This window comes from Caulobacter sp. SSI4214 (assembly GCF_012184455.1).
GTDB lineage: Bacteria > Pseudomonadota > Alphaproteobacteria > Caulobacterales > Caulobacteraceae > Caulobacter > Caulobacter vibrioides_E.
Genome location: NZ_SZWJ01000067.1, coordinates 1 through 22,259, shown reverse-complemented (window position 1 = coordinate 22,259; position 22,259 = coordinate 1). Strand labels below are relative to the sequence as shown.

The 22,259-nt window shown below is 67.9% G+C and carries 24 protein-coding genes, 2 pseudogenes and 1 riboswitch; of the genes and pseudogenes, 14 read left to right on the top strand and 12 right to left on the bottom strand.

Annotated elements, in window-relative coordinates; all coding sequences use genetic code 11:
- Positions 1–145, bottom strand: a pseudogene (gene ftrA / locus FCU40_RS16895) (transcriptional regulator FtrA); the annotation flags it as partial.
- A gap of 86 nt (positions 146–231) precedes the next feature.
- Between ftrA and FCU40_RS16890 the strand changes: the two are divergent.
- Positions 232–645: a rhodanese-like domain-containing protein gene (locus FCU40_RS16890; RefSeq protein ID WP_004615735.1), complete on the top strand. Its 414-nt coding sequence runs from the start codon at positions 232–234 to the stop codon at positions 643–645.
- Here the strand turns inward: FCU40_RS16890 and rnhA are convergent.
- From rnhA to ispH, 4 genes are all read right to left on the bottom strand, one after another.
- Entirely contained in the window at positions 642–1,091 is a 450-nt protein-coding gene (gene rnhA, locus FCU40_RS16885; RefSeq protein WP_004615734.1) for a ribonuclease HI, read from the bottom strand. The two genes, FCU40_RS16890 and rnhA, sit on opposite strands and share 4 nt — an antisense overlap.
- Positions 1,091–2,041 carry a homoserine kinase gene (thrB, locus tag FCU40_RS16880; protein ID WP_004615733.1) on the bottom strand — a complete coding sequence of 317 codons (951 nt, stop codon included), beginning with the start codon at positions 2,039–2,041 and terminating at the stop codon, positions 1,091–1,093. The genes rnhA and thrB overlap by 1 nt, the downstream gene beginning before the upstream one ends.
- A 74-nt stretch (positions 2,042–2,115) precedes the next feature.
- The gene (locus tag FCU40_RS16875; protein WP_168076478.1) at positions 2,116–2,370 is read right to left on the bottom strand and encodes a hypothetical protein; all 255 of its coding nucleotides are present in this window, start codon (positions 2,368–2,370) and stop codon (positions 2,116–2,118) included.
- A gap of 6 nt (positions 2,371–2,376) precedes the next feature.
- Complete coding sequence (gene ispH, locus FCU40_RS16870) at positions 2,377–3,336, bottom strand: 4-hydroxy-3-methylbut-2-enyl diphosphate reductase (protein WP_168076476.1); 960 nt, start codon at positions 3,334–3,336, stop codon at positions 2,377–2,379.
- Positions 3,337–3,479: 143 nt separating this feature from the next.
- Here ispH and FCU40_RS16865 point away from each other — a divergent pair, with 143 nt between their 5' ends.
- From FCU40_RS16865 to FCU40_RS16845, 5 genes are all read left to right on the top strand, one after another.
- A complete protein-coding gene (locus FCU40_RS16865) occupies positions 3,480–4,211 on the top strand; it encodes a hypothetical protein (protein WP_004615730.1) in 732 nt (243 codons plus the stop codon).
- Positions 4,208–6,010: an arginine--tRNA ligase gene (argS, locus tag FCU40_RS16860; RefSeq protein ID WP_168076474.1), complete on the top strand. Its 1,803-nt coding sequence runs from the start codon at positions 4,208–4,210 to the stop codon at positions 6,008–6,010. Before FCU40_RS16865 ends, argS begins: the two co-directional genes overlap by 4 nt.
- 28 nt (positions 6,011–6,038) lie before the next feature.
- Positions 6,039–6,281, top strand: a complete 243-nt coding sequence (locus tag FCU40_RS16855) for a DUF1902 domain-containing protein (RefSeq protein ID WP_241693634.1) — start codon at positions 6,039–6,041, stop codon at positions 6,279–6,281.
- A gap of 78 nt (positions 6,282–6,359) precedes the next feature.
- Complete coding sequence (locus tag FCU40_RS16850; protein ID WP_168076472.1) at positions 6,360–6,551, top strand: type II toxin-antitoxin system HicA family toxin; 192 nt, start codon at positions 6,360–6,362, stop codon at positions 6,549–6,551.
- Between the two features lie 67 nt (positions 6,552–6,618).
- Positions 6,619–9,117: a zinc-dependent metalloprotease gene (locus tag FCU40_RS16845; RefSeq protein ID WP_168076470.1), complete on the top strand. Its 2,499-nt coding sequence runs from the start codon at positions 6,619–6,621 to the stop codon at positions 9,115–9,117.
- On the opposite strand, the gene FCU40_RS16840 is transcribed toward FCU40_RS16845, so the two are convergent.
- Positions 9,114–9,914 (bottom strand): ORF6N domain-containing protein, encoded by an 801-nt coding sequence (locus FCU40_RS16840; protein WP_168076468.1) that lies wholly within the window; start codon positions 9,912–9,914, stop codon positions 9,114–9,116. The two genes, FCU40_RS16845 and FCU40_RS16840, sit on opposite strands and share 4 nt — an antisense overlap.
- Before the next feature lie 125 nt (positions 9,915–10,039).
- Positions 10,040–10,130: riboswitch (glycine riboswitch) on the top strand.
- Positions 10,131–10,294: 164 nt separating this feature from the next.
- On the opposite strand from FCU40_RS16840, the gene gcvT reads away from it, so the two are divergent.
- The 6 genes from gcvT (at position 10,295) to FCU40_RS16810 (ending at position 15,801) form a co-directional block, all read left to right on the top strand.
- Positions 10,295–11,404, top strand: coding sequence for a glycine cleavage system aminomethyltransferase GcvT (gene gcvT, locus FCU40_RS16835; protein WP_168076466.1), 1,110 nt, complete (start codon positions 10,295–10,297; stop codon positions 11,402–11,404).
- Positions 11,405–11,422: 18 nt separating this feature from the next.
- Complete coding sequence (gene gcvH, locus FCU40_RS16830) at positions 11,423–11,788, top strand: glycine cleavage system protein GcvH (protein WP_004615722.1); 366 nt, start codon at positions 11,423–11,425, stop codon at positions 11,786–11,788.
- Positions 11,789–11,899: 111 nt separating this feature from the next.
- Positions 11,900–13,246 carry an aminomethyl-transferring glycine dehydrogenase subunit GcvPA gene (gene gcvPA / locus FCU40_RS16825; RefSeq protein ID WP_168076464.1) on the top strand — a complete coding sequence of 449 codons (1,347 nt, stop codon included), beginning with the start codon at positions 11,900–11,902 and terminating at the stop codon, positions 13,244–13,246.
- The gene (gcvPB, locus tag FCU40_RS16820) at positions 13,243–14,817 is read left to right on the top strand and encodes an aminomethyl-transferring glycine dehydrogenase subunit GcvPB (RefSeq protein WP_168076462.1); all 1,575 of its coding nucleotides are present in this window, start codon (positions 13,243–13,245) and stop codon (positions 14,815–14,817) included. The genes gcvPA and gcvPB overlap by 4 nt, the downstream gene beginning before the upstream one ends.
- A 133-nt stretch (positions 14,818–14,950) precedes the next feature.
- Positions 14,951–15,358, top strand: a complete 408-nt coding sequence (locus tag FCU40_RS16815) for a PGPGW domain-containing protein (RefSeq protein ID WP_168076460.1) — start codon at positions 14,951–14,953, stop codon at positions 15,356–15,358.
- Positions 15,359–15,375: 17 nt separating this feature from the next.
- Entirely contained in the window at positions 15,376–15,801 is a 426-nt protein-coding gene (locus FCU40_RS16810; protein WP_168076480.1) for a hypothetical protein, read from the top strand.
- A gap of 1,357 nt (positions 15,802–17,158) precedes the next feature.
- Here FCU40_RS16810 and FCU40_RS16805 read toward each other — a convergent pair.
- From FCU40_RS16805 to FCU40_RS16785, 5 genes are all read right to left on the bottom strand, one after another.
- The gene (locus FCU40_RS16805) at positions 17,159–17,668 is read right to left on the bottom strand and encodes a F0F1 ATP synthase subunit B (RefSeq protein ID WP_168076458.1); all 510 of its coding nucleotides are present in this window, start codon (positions 17,666–17,668) and stop codon (positions 17,159–17,161) included.
- Positions 17,669–17,678: 10 nt separating this feature from the next.
- Complete coding sequence (locus FCU40_RS16800) at positions 17,679–18,215, bottom strand: F0F1-type ATP synthase subunit beta (RefSeq protein ID WP_004615715.1); 537 nt, start codon at positions 18,213–18,215, stop codon at positions 17,679–17,681.
- A gap of 132 nt (positions 18,216–18,347) precedes the next feature.
- Positions 18,348–18,572, bottom strand: a complete 225-nt coding sequence (locus FCU40_RS16795; protein WP_004615714.1) for a F0F1 ATP synthase subunit C — start codon at positions 18,570–18,572, stop codon at positions 18,348–18,350.
- Between the two features lie 49 nt (positions 18,573–18,621).
- Positions 18,622–19,383, bottom strand: coding sequence for a F0F1 ATP synthase subunit A (locus tag FCU40_RS16790; protein WP_168076456.1), 762 nt, complete (start codon positions 19,381–19,383; stop codon positions 18,622–18,624).
- Between the two features lie 5 nt (positions 19,384–19,388).
- The gene (locus tag FCU40_RS16785; RefSeq protein WP_168076454.1) at positions 19,389–19,769 is read right to left on the bottom strand and encodes an AtpZ/AtpI family protein; all 381 of its coding nucleotides are present in this window, start codon (positions 19,767–19,769) and stop codon (positions 19,389–19,391) included.
- A gap of 404 nt (positions 19,770–20,173) precedes the next feature.
- Here FCU40_RS16785 and FCU40_RS16780 point away from each other — a divergent pair, with 404 nt between their 5' ends.
- Positions 20,174–20,563, top strand: a complete 390-nt coding sequence (locus FCU40_RS16780; protein ID WP_168076452.1) for a DUF6481 family protein — start codon at positions 20,174–20,176, stop codon at positions 20,561–20,563.
- Positions 20,564–20,631: 68 nt separating this feature from the next.
- Positions 20,632–21,411: a TSUP family transporter gene (locus FCU40_RS16775; RefSeq protein ID WP_168076450.1), complete on the top strand. Its 780-nt coding sequence runs from the start codon at positions 20,632–20,634 to the stop codon at positions 21,409–21,411.
- A 153-nt stretch (positions 21,412–21,564) separates the two neighbouring features.
- On the opposite strand, the pseudogene FCU40_RS16770 reads toward FCU40_RS16775, so the two are convergent.
- Positions 21,565–22,259, bottom strand: a pseudogene (locus tag FCU40_RS16770) (chromosome segregation protein SMC); the annotation flags it as partial.

The following is a 22,259-nucleotide window of genomic DNA, read 5'->3' as shown; positions in this document are numbered from 1 at the left end:
CGGTGGCGAAGCGGTACCAGCCGGGGCCCATCTCCGGGCGGGGCAGGCCGAACAGCTCGACGGTCACGCCATATTCGAAGGTGCACAGGCCGTCATAGGCCAGGGCCACGACGAGGGGACGCTCCGGGCGATGCGTGTTTGGCATGATCTTTACGGTCAATGTCGATTTCGCCAGCTAACGCCGGGGGCCGCTCTCGGGCAAGTCTGTCGGCGTCATCAACGGAGGCCGAAATGAGCGTCGTATCCGAAATCCCCGCCGCGCCGTCCCCGGAGGCCGCCGCCCACTTCGCCGCCCGCCTGTCGCTGGAGACCGACTGCGCCGACGTCGCCGAGGCCCTGCGGGGCGGCGAGCCCGACTTCGTTCTGCTGCACGTGGTGGGCCAGCCGGAGGCCTATGCCCGCCGCCACGTGCCCGGCGCCATTCACCTGCGCCACGCCGAGATGACCGCCGAGCGGATGGCGGCCTGGCCGCGAGACACCTTGTTCGTCGTCTATTGCGCCGGCCCGCACTGCAACGGCGCCGACCGCGCGGCGCTGAAGCTGGCCCGGCTGGGCCGGCCGGTGAAGCTGATGATCGGCGGGATCACCGGCTGGGCCGACGAAGGCCTGCCGTTCGCGGAGGGCGCCGAGCCGGGGCGGCTCTAGATAAAGCGCGGATTGGCCTTGCGCAGGCCTTCGTTGGCCAGGGCGTCGGCGCGTTCGTTCAGCGGATGGCCGGCGTGCCCCTTGACCCAGCGCCAGTCGACGTCGTGCCGCTCGCGCGCGGCGTCGAGACGCTTCCAGAGGTCGTCGTTCTTGACCGGGCTCTTGTCGGCGGTCTTCCAGCCGCGCGCCTTCCAGCCCCGGATCCACTCCTGGATGCCCTTCATGACGTACTGGCTGTCGGTGTGCAGCTCGACCTTGCAGGGCCGGTTCAGCAGCTCCAGCGCCTGGATCGCGGCCATCAGCTCCATGCGGTTGTTGGTCGTCCCCGCCTCGCCGCCGCTGATTTCCTTCTTCTTGTCGCCGTAGAACAGGATGGCGCCCCAGCCGCCCGGGCCCGGATTCCCCTTGCAGGCGCCGTCCGTGTAGATCGTGACCTTGGGCGTCATCAGAACAGCACGAGGCCTTCGCGATGGACGGCCAGCTTGCGCTCGTACTCCAGCGGATCCTTCGGCTTGACCAGGGCGCCGGCCGGCGTCGCGCCCCAATCGGCCAGGCGGGTCAGGAAGAAGCGCAGCGCCGCGCCGCGCGCCAGGATCGGCAGGGCTTCCTTCTCGGCCGGGCTCAGCGGCCGTCGACGCTCGTAGCCGTTCAGCAGGGCCTTGGCGGCGGTGATGTTGAAGCTGCCGTCGGGCTCGAAGCACCAGGCGTTCAGCATCACCGCGACGTCGTAGGCGTAGGCGTCCTCGCAGGCGAAGTAGAAGTCGATCGTCGCGGCGAACCTGCCGTCCGGCTTGAAGAACACGTTGTCGGGGAAATAGTCGGCGTGGATCGTCCCGGCGGGCAGGTTGCGCGGCCACATCAGGGCCAGCTGCGCCAGGTCGTTGTCGATCGTCGCCGCCAGACCCGGCTTCAGGTCGTCGGCGGCCTTGCGGTGCTTGGCGAAGAACGGCGACCAGGACGCCTGGCCCAGGTCGTTGGCGCGGCGGCCGGGATAGCCTTCGCCCGCCAGGTGCAGCCAGGCGAGGCCTTCGCCGGCCTCGCGGCAGTGGGCGGCCGTGGGCCGGCGCACCGACAGGCCCGGCAGGAACTCGACGATGGCGGCGGCCTTGCCGCGCAGGGTCGATAGGGTGGCGCCCTGACGGGTCGGGATCGGCCGGGCGCTGGGATAGCCCCGATCGGCCAGCCAGGTCAGCAGGTTCAGGAAATAGGGCAGGTCCTCGGCCTTCACCCGCCGCTCGTAGACCGTCAGGATGTAACGGCCCTTCTCGGTTTCCAGCAGGAAATTCGAGTTCTCCGTGCCCTCGGCGATGCCCTTGAACGCCAGCGGCGCGCCCAGGTCATAGCCCCGCAGGAAGGCTTCGAGTTCTTCGTCGGTGATGTCGGTATAGACGGCCATGACGCGGGGATGCGGGAGCGGGCGCTGGCGGTCAAGGGGGCTAGGCGAGGCAGGCTGCGGAAGGTAGGGCTCGATCAGGCACGCTTCCAGTTGTCCCAGTGCGTCCGCAGCGCCTCTAGTCGATCCCCAAAGGCGCCGGCGCCGTTCTGAAACTGCGGAAAAGTTTCGACGCCCCAGTCCGTGGACTCGATAATATGCGCCACGGCAATGAGCTGGCTTAGCCCAAACTGCGCTTCCAGCTCGGCGATTTCGGCTGGGTCGGTGGCGAGAACCAAGGCTTCGGCCTTCTCGAGTTGGGCTCCCCACTCTTCCAAGAACGATGTCGACATCTGCTCTCAGGCCGTCAGCAACCTCGGCAGCTTGAACGTGATCGTCTCCCGCGCCTCGACCAGTTCCTCGACGGTCGTGTCGAACCGCGCCGAGATCGCGTCGATGACCCCCTGCACCAGGTCCTCCGGAGCCGAGGCGCCGGCCGTCAGGCCCACGCGCGACACGCCGTCGAACCAGGTCCAGTCGATCCCCGCCGCGTCGTCGATCAGATGGGCGGCGGAGGCGCCGGCCTTCAGGCCGACCTCCTTCAGGCGCACCGAATTGGACGAGTTCCTCGACCCGACCACCAGCACCAGCTCGGTTTGCTCGGCCAGATGCTTGACCGCGTCCTGGCGGTTCGTCGTGGCGTAGCAGATGTCTTCCTTGTGCGGCGCGGCGATGCCGGGGAAGCGTTCGCGCAGCAGGGCCACCATGTCCGCCGTGTCGTCGACCGACAGCGTGGTCTGGGTCAGGAAGGCGACGTTGGCGGCGTTCTTCGGCTCCCAGGCGGCGGCGTCCTTGAGGTCCTCGATCAGGGTGACCGCGCCCTCGGGCAGCTGGCCCATGGTGCCGATGACTTCCGGGTGGCCGGCATGGCCGATCAAAACGATCTCGCGGCCGGCGTCGTAATGCTTCTGCGCCTCGACATGGACCTTGGAGACCAGCGGGCAGGTGGCGTCCAGATAGATCATCTGGCGCGACTGGGCCTCGGCGGGCACCGACTTGGGCACGCCATGGGCCGAGAACACGACCGGGCGGTCGTCGGGGGCCTCGGACAGCTCCTCGATGAACACCGCGCCCAGGGCCTTCAGCCGGTCGACCACGTGGCGGTTGTGGACGATCTCGTGGCGCACATAGACCGGGGCGCCGAACTTCTCGACGGCGCGCTCGACGATCTGGATGGCGCGATCGACCCCGGCGCAGAAGCCGCGCGGGCTGGCCAGGACGAGCGAGATCGGGCGGCGGACGGGCGCGGGGGCGTTCATGGCGCGGAACCTAGTGGGTCCGGCCGCCGGGCGCCAGGAGTCTGCGTCGTTGCGACGTCACGCATATGCCTTTATCAGGCTGCATGACGCCGATGGGCTCCCATGGTCCCGCTTGGCTCCTTCTTTCTCGAACCGGACGTTTCATGCGCCGCACCTTCACGCTCGCCCTCAGCGCCCTGATGGCCGTTTCGCTCGCCGCGACGGCGACGACTGTTCACGCCCAGCGGGGCGGGCGCGGCGGTCCGAGCAGCGGGCAGGGCGACGACGACGAGGCCGGCAAGAAGAAGAAGCGCGACGAGGAGTGGAACCAGCCCAAGGCGCCGCTGCCCCAGCTGCGCAACGCCGGCCCCTGCCCTTATGTGAAGGTGCTGTACGACGCCAGCCGCTATATCGAGTTCGCGGGCGGCAAGGAATCGGCGTCCCAGGCCGGCTTCACCGGCGAGATCCAGAACATTTCCTCGGGCTGCGCCTACAAGAGCGACGAGCCGATCAAGATCCGCGTCGAGCTGCTGTTCCAGCTGGGCCGCGGCCCCAAGGCCGAGGGCGAGAAGCACGACTATCGCTACTGGGTGGCCGTGACCGAGCGGAACCAGTCGGTGATCGCCAAGGAATATTTCGACCTGCCGGTGACCTTCGCCCCCGGCCAGGACCGCACCTACGCCCGCGACACCATCGAGCAGATCACCATTCCGCGCGCCGACGCCAAGGTCAGCGGCGGCAATTTCGAGGTGTTGATCGGCTTCGACGTGACGCCGGAAATGGCCGCCTTCAACCGTGAGGGCAAGCGCTTCCGCGTCAACGCCGGCCAGACCGCCCAAGCCCAGCAGGCCGGGCAAGCGGGTCAAACCCAAGCAGGGACTTCCACCAAGCAATGAACGATTTGAAGCGGTCCCTGAGCGAGGCGGCCGCGGCCGCTTTCCAGGCCGCCGGACTGCCTCCCGAGTTCGGACGCGTCACGGCCTCCGACCGGCCCGACCTGGCCGATTTCCAATGCAACGGCGCCCTTGCGGCGGCCAAGAGCGCCAAGCGCAATCCGCGCGAAATCGCCGTTCAGGTGGTCGACATCCTGAAGGGCGACCCGCGCCTGGCCTCGGTGGAGATCGCCGGCGTCGGCTTCATCAACATGCGCGTCAGCGACGAGGCCCTGTCGGCTCGCGTCCGCGAGATCGCCGCCGACGAGCGCGTCGGCGCCCAGCTGCTGGAGCAGCCGCGCCGCGTGCTGGTCGACTATGCCGGCCCCAACGTGGCCAAGCCGATGCACGTGGGCCACCTGCGCGCCTCGATCATCGGCGAGTCGGTCAAGCGCCTCTATCGCTTCCGGGGCGACGACGTGGTGGGCGACGCCCACTTCGGCGACTGGGGCTTCCAGATGGGGCTGCTGATCAGCGCCATCATGGACGAGGACGCCTTCATCAACGCCCTGATGGAGAAGCTGCCGGAAGCCCCGCGCGGCTTCTCGGCCGCCGACGAAGCCAAGGTGATGGCCGAGTTCGAAAGCCGGATCACCCTGGCCGACCTCGACCGCATCTATCCGGCCGCCTCGCTGCGCCAGAAGGAAGATCCGGCGTTCAAGGAGCGGGCCCGCAAGGCCACGGCCGAGCTGCAGAACGGCCGCTTCGGCTATCGCCTGCTGTGGCGTCACTTCGTCAAGGTCAGCCGCGTGGCGCTGGAGCGCGAGTTCCACGCCCTGGGCGTCGACTTCGACCTCTGGAAGGGCGAAAGCGACGTCAACGACCTGATCGAGCCGATGGTCCGCCAGCTGGAGGACAAGGGGCTGCTGGTCGAGGACCAGGGCGCCCGCATCGTCCGCGTGGCCCGCGAGGGCGACAAGCACGACGTGCCGCCGCTGCTGGTGGTGTCGTCGGAAGGCTCGGCCATGTACGGCACGACGGATCTCGCCACCATCCTGGACCGTCGCAAGTCGTTCGACCCGCACCTGATCCTCTATTGCGTGGACCAGCGTCAGGCCCTGCACTTCGAGACCGTGTTCCGCGCCGCCTATCTGGCCGGCTACGCCGCCGAGGGCGCGCTGGAGCACATCGGCTTCGGCACGATGAACGGCACGGACGGCAAGCCCTTCAAGACCCGCGCCGGCGGCGTCCTGAAGCTGCACGACCTGATCGAGATGGCCCGCGAGAAGGCCCGCGAGCGCCTGCGCGAAGCCGGCCTGGGCGCCGAGCTTTCCGAGGAGCAGTTCGAGGACACCGCCCACAAGGTCGGCGTCGCGGCCCTGAAGTTCGCCGACCTGCAGAACTTCCGCGGCACGTCCTACGTGTTCGACCTCGACCGTTTCACCAGCTTCGAGGGCAAGACCGGCCCCTATCTGCTGTACCAGTCGGTGCGCATCAAGAGCGTGCTGCGACGGGCGGCCGAGGCTGGCGCCACGGCGGGCCGGATCGTGATCCACGAGCCCGCCGAGCGCGACCTGGCCATGCTGCTCGACGCCTTCGAGGGCGCGCTGAGCGAGGCCTACGACAAGAAGGCGCCGAACTTCGTGGCCGAGCACGCCTACAAGCTGGCCCAGGCCTTCTCGAAGTTCTACGCCGCCTGCCCGATCGTCAGCGCCGACACCGAAGACCTCCGCGCCTCCCGCCTGTCGCTGGCGCAGACCACCCTGCGTCAGCTGGAACTGGCCCTGGACCTGCTGGGCATCGAAGCACCGGAGCGGATGTAACGAAGGCCTTGGCGTTGGTCGCAAGCGCGTGCATCATCTGAACATGGCCGACAGTGTCTTCCATGTCGCGGCGGAATGGGATGCCGAAGCCGGCGTCTGGACTTCGTCGAGCAATATTCCGGGGCTCGTTGTCGAGGCGAGCACATTGCCGGAATTTGTCGATCTGGTGAGCACGCTAGCGCCGGAACTCCTTTCCGAAAATCTGGGAATCAAGGGGAGGGTTCCACTGGAAATACGTGCGCACGGAACGATCGAGTTGGCGGTCGCGTAGCGGCTACCCAAACGGCCCTCTAGCTCGAATCGAAACGCGATAGGCTGTTCTCAGATCTAAGAAATCGAGACCCGCCATATGCCGAAAGATTTCTATCCGGACCTGGTTCGCCTCCTGCTCGCCGCCGGATGCGAGCGCGTGCCTGGCGGCAAGGGCAGCCACGAAAAGTGGAAGCGGCCGGACGGACAGATCTTCATCGTGCCGCGCTCGAAAAGCCGGCACACGGCCAATGCGGTGCTGAAGCAAGCCGGCCTGCCCAAGACGTTTTAGGCGCCCCGTTGCAATCCTCCATTACCCGCCCGACAGTCCCGCCGCTTCGCGTGTGTCGGGAGGGGTCATGAAGTCGTCCGTGGTCGTCAGTTTGTTGGCGAGTGTCTGCGTCAGCGCCATCGCCGCGCCGGCCTGGGCGGAGAAGGCCAAGCCCCAGACCGACAAGTTCGCCGAGCTGACCGCCGGTCTCGAGCGCAAGGACGGCCTGGTCCCGGTGTTCGTCGATCGGAAGGACAACCGCGTCTACCTGCTGCTGCCCAAGCCGGGCGCGGACGGGATCGCCGGGCGGTATCTCTACCAGACCTATCTGCGGGCCGGCCTGGGCTCTAACCCGACGGGGCTTGACCGTTCGGCGCCGGGCGACACCCAGATCATCGCGTTCCGCAAGGTGGGCGGCAAGGTCGTCGCCCAGTTCGAGAACTGGGGCTTTTCGGCCGCGCGCGGCTCGGCCGACGAGCGCGAGGCGGTCGCCGAGTCCTTCCCGATCTCCAGCGTGTGGTCCAACACCGTCGAGGCGCAAGGCCCGGACGGCCGGCTGCTGGTCGACGTCACCACCTTCCTGACCCGCGACGCCCAGGGGATCGCCAAGACCCTCAAGCGCAGCAAGCAGGGCGACTTCCGCCTGAACGACGGCCTCTCCTACGCCGACACCGGCGAGGTGAACGTCTTTCCCCGGAACGTCGAGCTGGAGGCGGTCGAGACCTTCGTCGGCGACGATCCGGGGGGCGAGGTGCGCGGCATCGTTCCCGACCCGCGCAATGTCACATTGGTGCTGCACCACTCGCTGGTGGCCCTGCCGGAGCCGGGCTTCGTCCCGCGCCAGAACGATCCGCGCGTCGGGGTCATCGGCCACGTGGTGGCCGATTATTCCGCGCCGCTGAGCGAGCCGATCGTCTATCGGCTGGCCCATCGCTTCCGCCTGGAGAAGACCGATCCCGCCGCCGCCCGCTCGCCGGTCAAGAAGCCGATCGTCTTCTACGTCGACCGCGCCGCGCCCGAGCCGGTGCGCTCGGCGCTGATCGAGGGCGGCCGTTGGTGGAACCAGGCGTTCGAGGCCGCCGGCTTCATCGACGCGTTCCGGGTCGAGGTGCTGCCCGAGGGCGTCAGTCCGCTGGACGCGCGCTACAACGTCGTCAATTGGGTGCACCGCCAGACGCGCGGCTGGTCCTACGGCCACGAGGTCGTCGACCCGCGCACGGGCGAGATCGTCAAGGGCGACGTGCTGCTGGGCTCGCAGCGCATCCGCCAGGACCGGCTGATCTTCGAGGGGTTGGAAGGCGCCGACAAGACTGGCAAGGGCGGGTCTAACGACCCGATCCAGATTTCCCTGGCGCGCCTGCGCCAGCTGGCCACGCACGAGATCGGCCACTCGATCGGCCTACAGCACAATTTCGCCGCCAGCACCTATGGCGGCCGCGCCTCGGTGATGGACTATCCGGCGCCGAAGATCGCGATCAAGGACGGCCAGCTGGACTTCTCCGACGCCTATGCGCGCGGCGTGGGCGTCTGGGACCGGTTCGTGATCGACTGGCTGTACGCGCCCGCCCCGGCGGGGAGCGACGAGAAGGCGTGGCTGAAGGCCAAGGCCGACAAGAGCCAGGCCGACGGCCTGCGCTATGTTTCGGACGAGGACGCCCGCGCGGCCGACACGCCGCATCCGCTGGGCGCGGTGTGGGACAACGGCTCCGATCCAGTGGCCGAGCTGGACCACGTGATGGCGGTGCGCAAGATCGCCCTCGACCGCTTCGGCCTGGGCAATCTGCCCAAGGGCGCGTCGGTGGCCGACCTGAGGCGGGTCATCGCGCCGATCTACATCTTCCAGCGCTATCAGGTCGACGCGACGGCCAAGCTGGTCGGCGGGGTCGACTTCACCTACGGCGCCGAGGGCGACGGCCACGAGGCCTCCAGGATCGTGCCGGCCGATCGCCAGGCCGCCGCCATCGACGCCCTGCTGCGGACCCTCGCGCCGGCGGCGCTGGATCTTTCCGACAAGACCCTGGACCTGCTGAGCTCGGGCCAGTCGCAATCGACCGACCACGCCTACGAGATCGAGACCCTGGGCCAGGGACCGGTCTTCGATCTGCCCGCCGCCGCCGAGGTGGCCGCCGATCTGGTCTGGAGCGACCTGTTCGCCGCGGCGCGCCTGAACCGCCTTGTCGAGGCCAAACGCCGCGATCCGGCCCAACCAGGCGTCGACGGCCTGCTGGATAAGGCCCTGGCCTTCGTCGCCTTCGACGGCAAGGCGACGGGCCGGCAGGCCGAGCTGACGCGGCGCGTCCGCCAGCGTCTGGTGACCAGCTTGGCCCAGACCCTGGCCGACCGGGACCTTTCGCCGACCGCCGCCGCCTTGATCCGCGCGCGGCTCTCCGAGTGGGGCAAGGGGCTGAAGACCCTGACGCCAGGCGACGCGGCCGATCGCGCCCAGGCCTTGGTGCTGGCTGGCGTGGTCTCGGACCCGAGCGGCGGGCGCCTCGCGGCCCTCGTCGCCGACGGCAAGGGCAAGGTCGCCGTCCCGCCTGGTCCGCCGATCGGGGAAGACGACTGGTTCGGCGACCTGGCGCTTTAGGCCCGCTCCAGGTCCTTCAGCACGCCCAGCAGGTCCTCGACGCCGCCGCGCTCGAGATATTGCTGGGCTGCCAGCACGAGGCGCAGCTGTTTGGCCAGCAGGGCCAGTTGGCGATGCTGATTCTCGGTGGCGCGAAGGGCGGTCTCGGCCTCCAACGCCTCGGCTTCGGCCAGCAGCTTGCGAACCTCGGCCAGGGTCTTCTCGTTCTGGACGCCGGCCTTGCGGAGATACTCCTTGAGGCTGGCCAGGCCTTCGGCGGCCAGCGCCTTGGCCTCGTCGCGGACGGTGGTCTGGGCGACGGGATCGGCGATGGCGTCCAACACACGACCCAGGGCGTCGTTGAGCTTTCCCGCCAGAGTGACGCGGGCCTGTGCCTCCAGCGGGGGCAGTCGGCGAGCGTCGATCAGCCCTGGAAGGTTGCTGCCATCGGGCGCTTTGCGCCGCGTCTCGACGAAGACGTTGATGATGAAGCGCGTGGCGACGATCGCCTGCTCGGATTTCACCACGGTCGCGGCCATGACCACGCCGTGCTCGGTGAAGACGTAGGGGCGGTGGCGCCGGCCGCCTCGGCCCGCGTTTGAGGTCGCAAAATGCGACCTCAAAGATTCAAACTCAGCGGCGGTCATTTGGAAGGCGAAGTTCTCGAACTTCTCGGGGTTGCGCTTGACCTGTTCGTTCAGCCGCTTGCTCTCGACGGCGAACAGTCGCGCGAGATCGGAATCCAGGATGACGTGCTGGCCGCGCAGTTCGAACACGTCGAGGCGTTGCGGAGTTTCCGCCGGCAAGGTCCCCTCCATGTGGGTCGCTCGTCGATATCCCATTTTAGGATATCAACTTTGACATGTTCTACAATTGTTCGCAATCGCCGGGCGCGACGCCACCTCCGTCGTTGACTCTCGTCCCCGCCTCGCCCTAAGAGCCCAGGACCCCAGCGGGAGACATCGGGATTCGCTCCCGAGGCCGAAGGCGCAACCGCCCCGGAAACGCTCAGGCAAAAGGACCGCGCGGGTTTAGGAACGCTGGAAAGTAGCCGTCCGACAAGGCGGCTCGCCGAAGGAGCAAGGCTGACCCCAAGCAGCAGAGGGGGAAGGCCGGAATCTCTCAGGTCAAAGGGACAGCGGGGGCGACTTGCCGGCGGACGCCGGTCCCGTCGCCGACCCCGCTTGGAGCCCGTTCCTTGTCCGAAGATCTGAAGAAGACCCCGCTGTACGACGCCCACGTGGCGGCGGGCGCGCGCATGGTGCCGTTCGCGGGCTATTCCATGCCGGTGCAGTACAAGGACGGGGTGCTGAAGGAGCACCTCTGGACCCGCGAGCACGCCGGCCTGTTCGACGTCTCGCACATGGGCCAGGCGCGCCTGCGCGGCGAAAACCCGGCCAAGAGCTTCGAGAAGGTCGTCTCGGCCGACTATCAGGGCCTCAAGCCCGGCAAGCAGCGCTATGGCGTGCTGCTGAACGCGCGGGGCGGGATCATCGACGACCTGATGACCGCGCGTCCGGACGACGACGGCCTGTTCGTGGTGGTCAACGGCGCCTGCAAGGACAACGACTACGCCATCATCGCCCGCGAGCTTGCCGGCGAGGCCACGGTGACCCGCCTGGAGGACCGCGCGCTGCTGGCGCTGCAGGGCCCGGAGGCCGCCGCCGTTCTGGCCGCCCACGTCCCGGAAGCCGCCGAAATGGTGTTCATGGACGCCAGAGCCCTGACCGCCTTCGGCGTCGACGCCATCGTCTCGCGTTCGGGCTACACCGGGGAGGACGGCTACGAGATCTCGGTCCCGGCCGACGCCGCCGAGCGGGTGTGGAACACCCTGCTGGCCGACGAGCGTGTCAAACCGATCGGCCTGGGCGCTCGCGACAGCCTGCGCCTGGAAGCCGGCCTGCCGCTGTACGGCCACGACCTGGACGAGACCGTCTCGCCGATCGAGGCCGGCCTGAACTTCGCCGTCGGCAAGTCGCGCCGCGAGGCCGGCGACTACCTCGGCGCGGATCGCATCGCCAAGGAACTGGCCGGCGAGCTCACCCGCGTCCGCGTGAACCTGAAGGTTCTGGAGGGGGCTCCGGCCCGCGAAGGCGCCGAGATTGCTGACGAGGCCGGCGCCGTGATCGGCAAGGTGACCAGCGGCGGCTTCGCCCCCAGCCTGGGCTATCCCATCGCCATCGGTTTCGTCCCGCCGGCCCACGCCGCGATCGGAACCCCGTTGAAGGTCATCGTTCGCGGGAAAGCCGCCGCCGCCGAGGTGGTCGCCAGCCCGTTCGTTCCCAACCGCTACGTCCGCAAACTCTAAATCAAGGGACTCACCAGGATGCGTTTCACCAAGGATCACGAGTGGGTCGTCGTCGAGGGCGACGTGGCCACCGTCGGCATCACCGCCTACGCCGCCGAGCAACTGGGCGACGTGGTGTTCGTGGAAGTCCCCGAGGCCGGCAAGACCGTCAAGCAAGGCGACCAGCTGGCCGTCGTCGAAAGCGTCAAGGCCGCCTCGGACGTCTACGCCCCGGTGTCGGGTGACGTCGTCGAGGGCAACGCCGAGCTGTCGGACGCCCCGGAAACCGTCAACGCCCTGCCGGAAAGCGGCGGCTGGTTCGCCAAGATCAAGCTCGCCAACCCGGCCGAGGTCGACGCCCTGATGGACCGCGACGCCTACGAAGCCTACCTGGGCACTCTGTAACAAGAACCCTTCCCCCTTGATGGGGGAAGGGCAGGGTTGGGGGTGACCCCGCCGCCCTAGCCACCCCATCCCCACCCTTCCCCATCTAGGGGAAGGGAGCAGGACAAAAACATGCGCTACCTCCCCCTGACCCCCGAAGATCGCGCCGAGATGCTCGGCGTGATCGGCGTCAAGTCGATCGACGACCTGTTCGTCGACGTGCCGGCCTCGGCCCGCCGCGACGCGCCCGTCGACCTGCCGCGCTTCGCCGGCGAGCTCGACGTCGAGCGCGAGATGACGGCCCTGGCCCGTCGCAACCGCTCGGCGGGGGAGGGGCCGTTCTTCTGCGGGGCCGGCGCCTATCGCCACCACGTGCCGGCCACGGTCGACCACATCATCCAGCGGTCGGAGTTCCTGACCAGCTACACGCCCTACCAGCCGGAAATCGCCCAGGGCACCTTGCAGGTCCTGTTCGAGTTCCAGACCCAGGTCGCGGCCCTGACCGGCATGGAGGTCGCCAACGCCTCGCTCTATGACGGCTCGACCGGCGCGGCCGAGGCCGTGATGATGGCCCACCGCGTCACCCGCCGGAGCAAGGCGGTGATGTCGGGCGGAGTCCATCCGCACTATGTCGGCGCGATCGAGACCCTGGCCCATGCCGCTGGCGTCGAGACAGCCCGGATGCCAGCGGCCATCGACGCCGAGGACGCGGTGATCGCCGCGATCGACGCCGACACCGCCTGCGTCGTCGTCCAGACCCCGAACGTGTTCGGCACGGTCACCGACGTCAGCAAGATCGCCGAGGCGGCCCACGCCGCCGGCGCCCTGCTGATCGTCGTCACGACCGAAGCGGTCTCGTATGGCCTCTTGAAGTCGCCCGGCGAGATGGGCGCCGACATCGCCGTGGCCGAGGGCCAGTCGATCGGCAACGGCCTGAACTTCGGCGGCCCCTATGTCGGCCTCTTCGCCTGTCGGGAAAAGTTCGTCCGCCAGATGCCGGGCCGCCTTTGCGGCGAGACGGTCGACGCCGACGGCAAGCGCGGCTTCGTGCTGACCCTGTCGACGCGCGAGCAGCACATCCGCCGCGACAAGGCGACGTCGAACATCTGCACCAACAGCGGCCTCTGCGCCCTGGCGTTCTCGATCCATATGAGCCTGCTGGGCGAGGTGGGGCTGCGCAAGCTGGCCGCGCTCAATCACCAGAAGGCCCTGGCCCTTCGCGACGCCCTGGCGGCCGTGCCCGGCTACGAGATCCTGACGCCGCGCTTCTTCAACGAGTTCGCGGTCCGTGTCCCGGGCAACGCGGCCGAACTGGTCGAGACCCTGGCCAGCCACGGCGCGCTGTTCGGCGTGCCGTTCTCGCGTCTCGACGCCAGCGCGGGCATGGACGACGTGCTGCTGGTCGCCGCCACCGAGACGACGCTGGACGTCGACATCACTTTCCTGACCAAGCTGCTGACCAAGGTGGTGGGCCAATGAGCATGAACAACGTCGGCCGCCCCACGCGCCCCGAAACCGCCAACGACGCTGGCGGCCATGAAACCCTGACCGGCGGTCGCGGCCTACTGCAGGACGAAGCCCTGATCTTCGAGCTGAACGGCTGGACCAAGACCGGGGTCGACCTGCCGGACGCCGCCGCGCCGTCGAGCGACCTGGCCGGCCTGCTGCGGTCCGAACCGATCGGCCTGCCGGGCCTCTCCGAGCCCGAGGCCGTGCGCCACTATGTGCGCCTGTCGCAGAAGAACCACGCGATCGACCTGGCGCTCTATCCGCTGGGCTCGTGCACGATGAAGCACAACCCGCGCCTGAACGAGAAGATGGCGCGTCTGCCGGGCTTCTCCGACATCCACCCGCTGCAGCCGCAGTCGACCGTGCAGGGCGCCCTGCAGCTGATGGACCGCCTGGCCCATTGGCTGAAGACCCTGACCGGCATGCCCGCCGTCGCCCTGTCGCCCAAGGCCGGCGCGCACGGGGAACTCTGCGGCCTGCTGGCCATCCGGGCGGCCCACGAGGCGGCCGGCAACGGCCACCGCAAGACCGTGCTGGCCCCGACCAGCGCTCACGGCACCAACCCGGCCACGGCGGCTTTCGTCGGCTACACCGTCGTCGAGATCGCCCAGACCGAGGACGGCCGCGTCGACCTGAAGGACCTGGAGGCCAAGCTCGGCGACCACGTGGCCGCCATCATGGTCACCAACCCCAACACCTGCGGCCTGTTCGAGCGCGACGTCGTCGAGATCGCCCGACTGACCCACGCGGCGGGGGCCTATTTCTACTGCGACGGCGCCAACTTCAACGCCATCGTCGGCCGGGTGCGGCCGGGCGACCTGGGCGTCGACGCCATGCACATCAACCTGCACAAGACCTTCTCGACGCCGCACGGCGGCGGCGGTCCGGGCGCGGGTCCGGTGGTGCTGTCGGAAGCCCTGGCCCCGTTCGCCCCCACCCCGTGGCTGGTCCATGACGCGGGCGGCTTCTCGCTGGTCGAGCACGCCGGCGAGGCGGGGGCGGAAACCGCCTTCGGCCGGATGAGCGCCTTCCACGGCCAGATGGGTATGTATGTCCGCGCCTATGCCTACATGCTGAGCCACGGCGCCGACGGCCTGCGCCAGGTCGCCGAGGACGCGGTCCTGAACGCCAACTACGTCAAGGCCCGCCTGAAGGACGTGATGAGCCCGGCCTTCCCGGACGGTCCGTGCATGCACGAGGCGCTGTTCGACGATAGCTGGCTGGAAGGCACGGGGGTGACCACGCTCGACTTCGCCAAGGCGATGATCGACGAGGGCTTCCACCCGATGACCATGTACTTCCCGCTGGTCGTCCACGGCGCTATGCTGATCGAGCCCACCGAAACCGAGAGCAAGCAGGAGCTGGACCGCTTCATCGAAGCGCTTCGGGTCCTGGCCGGCGCGGCCAAGGCGGGGGACGCGGAGCGCTTCAAGGGCGCGCCGTTCCACGCGCCGCTGCGGCGCCTCGACGAGACCTTGGCGGCCCGCAAGCCCCGGTTGAGGTGGAAACCTGTGGCCGAGGCGCCACTGGCGGCTGAATAGCATTCTCCATACCCCCGGTGCGACCGGAGGGCGCCTTTACGGCGCCCTCTCGGGTCCACATATCGGGGATGCGCGTCGGGTGATCTGGCTGTTCCAGGGAGCAAGCGAAGCGCCAGCCCGTTTTGTCCGTCCGATGACCGCCCTTTCGTTCGCCTCGCCGCGCGTCCGCCGCTCCGCCGATGACCTGGCGGCGCGTGTTCTGCGTCTATTGCTGGTGGCGCTGGGCGCGCTGATCGTCGTGGCGGGCTTCCTGATCGCGCCCCTGCCCGGACCGATGGGGTTGCCGGTCGTGGTGATCGGCCTGATGCTGATCCTGCGCAACTCGTTCAAGGCGCGAAAGCATTTCGTCCGCTTCCAGCACGCCCATCCCAAGCTGGTCTTTCCGATCCGCCGGCTGCTGCGCCGCGAGCCCGAGGTGGTCGCCGTGGCCTGGCAGCAGACGCTGCGGGTCGAGCGCGTCGTGGCGCCGCGCCGGTGGCGGGTCGCCGCCCGCTGGCGCCGGTCGTTCAAGCGGCGCGCGGCGCAGCGAGGCCAGCGGTGAACGTCGCGGCCTCGACCATGGACGACATCAAGCACAGACTGCGGCGCCGGGCGCGCCTGGCCCTGCTGCTGCGGGAATCGGCCGCTCGCGCGTTCCGCTGGATCGCCATCGGCTTCGGCGCGCTGATCATCCTGGCCGGCGCGGTGCTGACGCCCTTGCCCGGACACCTGGGCCTGCCGCTGCTGGTCATCGGCCTGATGATCGTGCTGCGCTACTCGTTCCAGGCCCGCAAGACGTTCATCCGCTGGCAGAAGCGTCACCCCAAGCTGGTCTTCCCGATCCGCCGCCTGATGCGCCGCGAGCCGGAAGTGCTGCTGGTCGTCTGGCAGCAGATGCTCCGCACCGAGAAGATGGTCCTGCGCAAGGCCCGCTGGCGCCTGCTGGTCAAGACCCGCAAGCGCGTGAAGATCTACGTGGCGCGGAAGATGGCGAAGGCGGGTTAGGGGCTAAAGCGGCCTTTCTCGAAACCCTCCACATCGATCTCCCCGGCGAACGCCGGGGCCCAGATTCATCCGGAGCGGCTGGGGATGATGCGACATCGGTCTGGACCGAAAGCCTGGGCGCCTGTGGGCTCGATCTGGATCCCGGCGTTCGCCGGGAAGGTCGGCTTTCTGGAAAGATGCTCGAGGCCGCTTGCGGCCCTAGTCAGACCCTCGCCGCGCCTGCTTTCTGGGTTGGCCAAGCTGGCCTAGTTTGAGCCGTTGAAGGAGTTGGCTATGGCGCGCGTGAGTATGGGTGACCAAGGATTGTCCGGGTGGCAGTTCTCGATCGAGGAAGTATCCAACGGCCATTGGCGGATCGAAGGACGCGATACTAGCGGGCGTTCCGTTGGTCGAGATGATGGCGATGAAATGGAAGGCTTGCGAGCGTGCGTTGAAGAGGCAAGGAGCCTCTCGAACGGTAACCGGACCTAGTCGCCGCCGCACTCACCGGATGCGTACCATGTTTGAGCCATGCTCGCGATGTCGCCTGAGGGCCAAGGGTATTACGTCCGGTTTCGGGCGACGGCCTGATTTGCATTCACCACCCATTGCAGGACCTCAGTTAGTCTCGATACGATCGGGCGATGGCTGCCTCCAAACACCTAATCCGTGAGTGGCTAAACTCAGCGAAATGGTGGGCGCTTATCGCGACCGCTATCGCCGTGCTGCACCATCCTCGTGGCTGGGGAGTGGCGTTCCTGGTGAGCCTGGTGATCGCCGTCTCTGGCTGGGGGCTCTCGATCACTATCGGCGCTTGGTGGATCTCGAAGAGTTCGCTTGCTCAAGCGAAGGCGTTGGTCGAGCGCCTAAGAGAGCGTGACTAAGCGACCGCTCCCCACCCATTCGTGTCTCACAAAGCGTCCGCTTGTCGGCGGAGCTTCGTTGCGAGAAGATAGGCTGATGACCGATCTTAGCGCTCTCCAGGCAGCGGAACACCATCTCCGGCAGGTGTGGCAAACTCTGCTCCATGAGAGGCAACCGACACTCGCGCGTTCTGTCGAGGGTGTGTTGGCTGAGCTGACGGATGAAGGCCTCAGTCCATCTTTACGGTTGGTTGGGGCGGCTCAGGCGTGGAAGCGGCTGAATACTAATCCACACGGCCTGCCTGACTTTGGCATTTGGCGCGACGATCAAGAGCAGCGCTTTGCGCTAAACCGCGACCTCGAAATTCATCGTAACGCCGTGGACGCTCTCCTAGCCCAGAGTAGCTAACCACCCCGAGCCAACATTCGGAAATCCCGCTCACCGGCGCCCAAAAGAAAAAGGCGCGGACCTTGCGATCCGCGCCCTTCCTTTTGTCTACCCGTGACGCCGGCCGCTATTGCAGCTTGGCGCCCAGCTGGCTGATGGCCGCGTCGGCGAGCGGGTCGCTCGCGGCGCCGGCCAGGCGGGCGGCCAGGACGGCCTCTGCGGCCTGGGCGGCGAGATCCACCGCGGCGGCCTTGACGTCGGCGGCGGCCTGGGCCTCGGCCTGGGCGATCTTGCGTTCGGCCATCTCGGCGCGGCGCTTGATCTGCTCCTCGAGCTTTTCCTTGGCTTCCACGGCCAGACGCTGGGCGTCGGCCTTGGCGGCTTCCAGCATGCCCGCAGCCTGGCGCTCGGCTTCCTCGCGCTGGGCCTTGACGTCCGCGAGCAGGGCCTGGGCCTCTTCCCGCAGCTGCTGGGCTTCGTCGAGCTCGGCCTTGATCTTGGCCGCGTAGCCGTCCAGGGCGCCGAACAGCGCGCCCGGCAGGACCTTCAGAACGACCAGCAGGCCGAAGAAGATCACCAGGGCGACCAGAACCCAGAATTCCGGGTTCGACAGGCTGAACAGGGATTCGTGTTCCATCTTCAGCCCCTTAAGCCAGCGCCGACTTCAGCTCGGCGGCCGTGGCCGCCTTGCCGGTCAGCTTCTCGACGATCGCGCCGGCGGTGTCCTGGGCCACCTCGCGGACGTGGCTCATGGCCTGGTCGCGGGCGGTCTGGATCGAAGCCTCGGCCGCGGCCAGCTTCTCGGCCAGCACGGCCTCTTCCTTGGCCTGACGCTCGGCGGCTTCGGCCGAGGCCTTGGCCTTGGCGTCCGCGGCGGTCTTCTGGGCCTTGGCGCGCGCCTCGGCGACCTCGGCGGCGGCCGCGCGAGCCTGGGCCTCGGCCTCGTCCTTCATGCGACGGGCGTCGGCGATGTCGCCGGCGATCTTGGCGCCGCGTTCCTCGATCGCGCCGCTGACGCGGGGCAGCAGCCCCTTCGACAGCACCGTGTAGAGCACGGCGAAGATGAGCAGCAGCCAAACGATCTGGCCGCCCCAGTGCTCGAACTGCAGCTGCGGAAGGCCGCCGCTTTCGTGCTTCTGGGGGGCTCCCGTCGTCTCGACCGTGCCTTGATGTTCCGTCGCCATGGGCGAAGGCGCCTCTCAGCTAGAGCGTTGTCCCGGCGGAGCGAAAGCGCCCGGCGCCTGGACGACGCGAGAATATGACGAGATCCGGGGCGCGCGCCCTCCGAGGGAAGGCGCCGCGCCCCGGGGATGGGATTACGAGAACAGGATCAGGAAGGCGATGACGAGGGCGAAGATGCCCAGGGCTTCCGTCAGAGCCATGCCCAGGAACAGCATCGGGCGCTCTTGAGCGGCGGCCGTCGGGTTGCGCAGGGCGCCTTGGAAGTAGTTGCCGAACATCACGCCCAGGCCGACGCCAGCGCCGATCATGCCGAGCATGGCCAGACCAGCGCCGATGTACTTAGCAGCAGCAGCGTCCATGATAGAGACTCCTTGAGAAGGGTATGTAGGTTGAAAGACTAGAGGGTGATCAGTGGCTGTCGAGGTGCAGCACGTCGTTGAGATAGACGCAGGCAAGCACCGCGAACACGAAGGCCTGAAGGAAGGCCACCATGAACTCGAGGGCCGTCAGGGCGACGACGGAGGTGAGGGCCAGGGCCGAACCGGCCCAGCCCAGGACGCCGAGACCGCCCAGGGCGATCACGAAGCCGGCGAAGATCTTGAGCACCACGTGGCCGCCCAGCATGTTGCCGAACAGACGAAGGCCCAGGGTGATCGGACGGATCAGGAACGAGATGATCTCGATCGGCGTCAGCAGGATGTACAGCGGCCACGGCACGCCCGACGGGAAGAACAGCTTGAAGAACTTGAAGCCGTTCTTGGCGAAGCCGACGATCACCACGGTGGCGATGACCATCAGGCCCAGGGTCAGGGTCACGGCGAGCTGCGAGGTCGAGGTGAAGACCAGGAACATGCCCTGCATGTTCATGAACAGCACGAAGGCGAACAGGGTGAAGACGAACGGCAGGAACTTCTTGCCGTCGTGGCCCATGATCGACTCGGCCAAGCCGTCGACCAGTCCGTACAGCATCTCGCCCAACGCCTGCAGGCGGCCCGGCACCACGGCGCGGCGCGCGGCCAGGGCGTAGAAGCCCATGACCAGCAGCGAGGCCGAAATCATCGCGGCCACCGAGTTGGTGATCGACAGGTCGATAGCGCCCAGGCCGGGAACGGTCACGGTGGGCAGTTCCACGATCTTCTGGATCTGGAACTGGTGCATCGGATCGGCCATCGGCCCTAGTCTCTCTTCTGCTTGGGGACGGTTGACCCGTCTCCCGTGTGTCCGTCGTCGGTCCCTTGCGAGGTGGCCGCCGACGCCTGCGCGCTCATTTTCGTCGCCTTGCGGACGACGGAGAAAATCGCGAGTCCCAGACCGATCAGCAGGCCGCCGACCATGCCCCAGGGGCTCGTATGGACGTAGTGGTCGAGAAGCCAGCCGAAGCCAAGACCCACCAGCACGCCCCCGATCATGTCCGCCAGCAGACGGTAACCGTCCTGCTGGGCCCTTTCGGTCGCCGCTTTCGCGGGCCTTTCCGCCGCCTCCCTCGCCTCGAACGCGTCGAGCCGAGCGTCGAGGCTGCTTAGAGCCTTGTCGTTCGGTTCGTCGGCCTTGGGCATGGGAAGCGGCAGGTCCGAAAACGCCGCGGACGCGCCTAAACGAGGCGCTTTTCCGGCCGGCTTGATCGGCGCGGAACCTATAGACCTCGCCGCGGTGCGTCAAGGTGAGCGCTTCAGAGGGCAAGTGACGGTATTACTTAAGGATTTCGGCCGCGGCTTCAAGGAGGGGCAAAACCGTCTCCTTTTCCGCCTTTTCGCCGCTACGGAAACCGCTCGCCTCTATTTCGGCGCGATCCCTCGATCCTGGGCGCCGGGCCCTACCGCGAGCGGGAACCCGACCCTATCTGATGTGTGTTCTTTATACGCCGCCTCCCCTAGGCAAGAGGCGGCGAAGCCCGATGACGCATTGATTTTTTCGCCAATCTGGGTTTAAGAGCCGCCGCCTCCAAACAACACGAAGATTCATGTCGCACCTGAAGAACACCGGATTCGCCGATCGTATTTCCGCCCAACAGGAAGCCAAGAAGGCGATGCTGGCCAAGTTCAAGCCAAAGCCCGCCGTCCAGGACCCTGATTTCGACAAGCGTGAGGAGCTGCGCGCCGCCGAACTGGAAGCCGTCCGCGCCGCCCGCGCCGAAGCCAAGGAAAAGGCCCGCCTCGAAGCCCTCGCCCGCGAGGAAGAGCTGATGGCCGCCAAGCGCGCCGAGCGCAAGGAGCGCAAGGCCCTCGAAGCCGCCGAGATGCGGGTTCGCAAGGAAGAAAAGGCCAAGGAGCGCGAAGAGCTCCGCGCCCTGGGCAAGACGACCAACAGCAAGCAGTCCCGCGCCCACCAGTGGGCCAGCCTTCTGGGCTAAAAAGACGAGGGGTCCTTCGGGGCCCCTTTTTCTTTGCCTGAAACGGCGATCCGCGCGATGAGCCGTCCATGGTTCATCTCGACGTCATCGCTGGCCTGTTCGTGGTCGCCGCCCTGGCCGGCGCGCTGGACGCCATCGCCGGCGGCGGCGGTCTCGTGACCCTGCCGGCCCTGCTGCTGGCGGGTCTGTCGCCGGTGCAGGCCCTGGGCACCAACAAGCTGCAGGGGGCGGTCAGCGCCATCTCCTCGACCAGCGCCTTCGCCCGGCGCGGGCTGATCGACTGGAAGTCCGCCTTGCCGGTCGCGCTGGCCGCCGCCGCAGCGGGTCTGTGCGGCGCGCTGTGCGCCAGCCTGTTGTCCGCTCAGCTGCTGCGCGCCGTCGTGCCCATCCTGCTGATCGGCATCGCGCTCTATTTCGGCTTCTCCCGCGCGCTGAAGAGCGAGGACGTCGCGCCGCGCCTGGCGTTGATCCCGTTCGCCTGTTTCGTCGCGCCGCTGGTCGGCTTCTACGACGGGATCTTCGGACCTGGCGCCGGCGCCTTCTACATGGTGGCGATCGTCACCCTGCTGGGCTACGGCGTGCTGAGGGCCACGGCCCACACCAAGCTGGCCAACGCCGCCAGCAATCTGGGCAGTCTGTCCCTGTTCGTCCTGAAGGGCGTGGTCATCTGGCCGGTGGGCCTGGCCATGGCGCTGGGAGCGTTCATCGGGGCCCAGGTGGGCTCGAGGCTCGCCATGCGCTTTGGACCCAGGCTGATCCGGCCGCTGCTGGTGGTGATCTCGTGCGCCATGGCGGTGAAGCTGCTGGCCGATCCGGCCAATCCGATCAGGCAGGCGGTGGGCTTCTAAGTCGCTGAGCGCCCCCTCCGTCACGCTGCGTATCCGCAGCGCGCCACCTCCCCCGTTCACGGGTGAGGAGGAACCGCGCTCTTCTCCTCCCACGCAAAGCGGGGGAGGTGGATCGGCGCGGATACGCGACGAGACGGAGGGGGCGGTCGGCTTCTAAGCGGCGACCAGCTTTTCGGCCGTGCTCAGGTCCACGCTGACCAGCTGGCTCACGCCGCGCTCGGCCATGGTGACGCCGAACAGGCGGTCCATGCGGCTCATGGTCACCGGATTGTGGGTGATGGCGATGAAGCGCGTCTGGGTGCGGCGGCGCATCTCGTCCAGCATGTTGCAGTAGCGATCGACATTGGCGTCATCGAGCGGCGCGTCGACTTCGTCCAGCACGCAGATCGGGGCCGGATTGGCCAGGAACACGCCGAAGATCAGGGCGCTGGCGGTCAGGGCCTGCTCGCCGCCGCTCATCAGGCTCATGCTGGCCATGCGCTTGCCGGGCGGGCAGGCGAAGATCTCCAGGCCCGCCTCCAGAGGGTCTTCGCTCTCGATCAGCTTCAGCTCGGCCTGACCGCCGCCGAACAGAGCCTGGAAGAGGGTCTGGAAATTGGCGTTGATGACGTCGAAGGCGGCCAAGAGCCGTTCACGGCCCTCGGCGTTCAGCTCCTCGATGCCGGCTCGCAGCTTGGTCACCGCGCCCGACAGGTCGGCGCGTTCGGTGCGCATGGTCTCCAGGCGTCCGGCGTATTCCTGGGCCTCCTCCTCGGCGCGCAGGTTGACCGGCCCGATGGCGTCGCGCTCGCGTTCCAGGGCGAACAGGTGGGCCTCGACGCCCGCGGCGTCCTTGGGCACGGCCACGG

What these genes read in the sequence shown, in the direction of transcription:
- FCU40_RS16865 (WP_004615730.1), top strand. Translation starts at nt 3,480, where the DNA reads ATGCGCCGCACCTTCACGCTCGCCCTCAGCGCCCTGATGGCCGTTTCG.
- FCU40_RS16850 (WP_168076472.1), top strand. Translation starts at nt 6,360, where the DNA reads ATGCCGAAAGATTTCTATCCGGACCTGGTTCGCCTCCTGCTCGCCGCC.
- FCU40_RS16890 (WP_004615735.1), top strand. Translation starts at nt 232, where the DNA reads ATGAGCGTCGTATCCGAAATCCCCGCCGCGCCGTCCCCGGAGGCCGCC.
- FCU40_RS16815 (WP_168076460.1), top strand. Translation starts at nt 14,951, where the DNA reads ATGACCGCCCTTTCGTTCGCCTCGCCGCGCGTCCGCCGCTCCGCCGAT.
- FCU40_RS16780 (WP_168076452.1), top strand. Translation starts at nt 20,174, where the DNA reads ATGTCGCACCTGAAGAACACCGGATTCGCCGATCGTATTTCCGCCCAA.
- ispH (WP_168076476.1), bottom strand. Translation starts at nt 3,336, where the DNA reads ATGAACGCCCCCGCGCCCGTCCGCCGCCCGATCTCGCTCGTCCTGGCC.
- thrB (WP_004615733.1), bottom strand. Translation starts at nt 2,041, where the DNA reads ATGGCCGTCTATACCGACATCACCGACGAAGAACTCGAAGCCTTCCTG.
- argS (WP_168076474.1), top strand. Translation starts at nt 4,208, where the DNA reads ATGAACGATTTGAAGCGGTCCCTGAGCGAGGCGGCCGCGGCCGCTTTC.
- FCU40_RS16840 (WP_168076468.1), bottom strand. Translation starts at nt 9,914, where the DNA reads ATGGAGGGGACCTTGCCGGCGGAAACTCCGCAACGCCTCGACGTGTTC.
- FCU40_RS16805 (WP_168076458.1), bottom strand. Translation starts at nt 17,668, where the DNA reads ATGGAACACGAATCCCTGTTCAGCCTGTCGAACCCGGAATTCTGGGTT.
- gcvH (WP_004615722.1), top strand. Translation starts at nt 11,423, where the DNA reads ATGCGTTTCACCAAGGATCACGAGTGGGTCGTCGTCGAGGGCGACGTG.
- rnhA (WP_004615734.1), bottom strand. Translation starts at nt 1,091, where the DNA reads ATGACGCCCAAGGTCACGATCTACACGGACGGCGCCTGCAAGGGGAAT.
- FCU40_RS16795 (WP_004615714.1), bottom strand. Translation starts at nt 18,572, where the DNA reads ATGGACGCTGCTGCTGCTAAGTACATCGGCGCTGGTCTGGCCATGCTC.
- FCU40_RS16800 (WP_004615715.1), bottom strand. Translation starts at nt 18,215, where the DNA reads ATGGCGACGGAACATCAAGGCACGGTCGAGACGACGGGAGCCCCCCAG.
- FCU40_RS16845 (WP_168076470.1), top strand. Translation starts at nt 6,619, where the DNA reads ATGAAGTCGTCCGTGGTCGTCAGTTTGTTGGCGAGTGTCTGCGTCAGC.
- gcvPA (WP_168076464.1), top strand. Translation starts at nt 11,900, where the DNA reads ATGCGCTACCTCCCCCTGACCCCCGAAGATCGCGCCGAGATGCTCGGC.
- FCU40_RS16810 (WP_168076480.1), top strand. Translation starts at nt 15,376, where the DNA reads ATGGACGACATCAAGCACAGACTGCGGCGCCGGGCGCGCCTGGCCCTG.
- FCU40_RS16775 (WP_168076450.1), top strand. Translation starts at nt 20,632, where the DNA reads ATGGTTCATCTCGACGTCATCGCTGGCCTGTTCGTGGTCGCCGCCCTG.
- gcvPB (WP_168076462.1), top strand. Translation starts at nt 13,243, where the DNA reads ATGAGCATGAACAACGTCGGCCGCCCCACGCGCCCCGAAACCGCCAAC.
- FCU40_RS16875 (WP_168076478.1), bottom strand. Translation starts at nt 2,370, where the DNA reads ATGTCGACATCGTTCTTGGAAGAGTGGGGAGCCCAACTCGAGAAGGCC.
- FCU40_RS16790 (WP_168076456.1), bottom strand. Translation starts at nt 19,383, where the DNA reads ATGGCCGATCCGATGCACCAGTTCCAGATCCAGAAGATCGTGGAACTG.
- FCU40_RS16785 (WP_168076454.1), bottom strand. Translation starts at nt 19,769, where the DNA reads ATGCCCAAGGCCGACGAACCGAACGACAAGGCTCTAAGCAGCCTCGAC.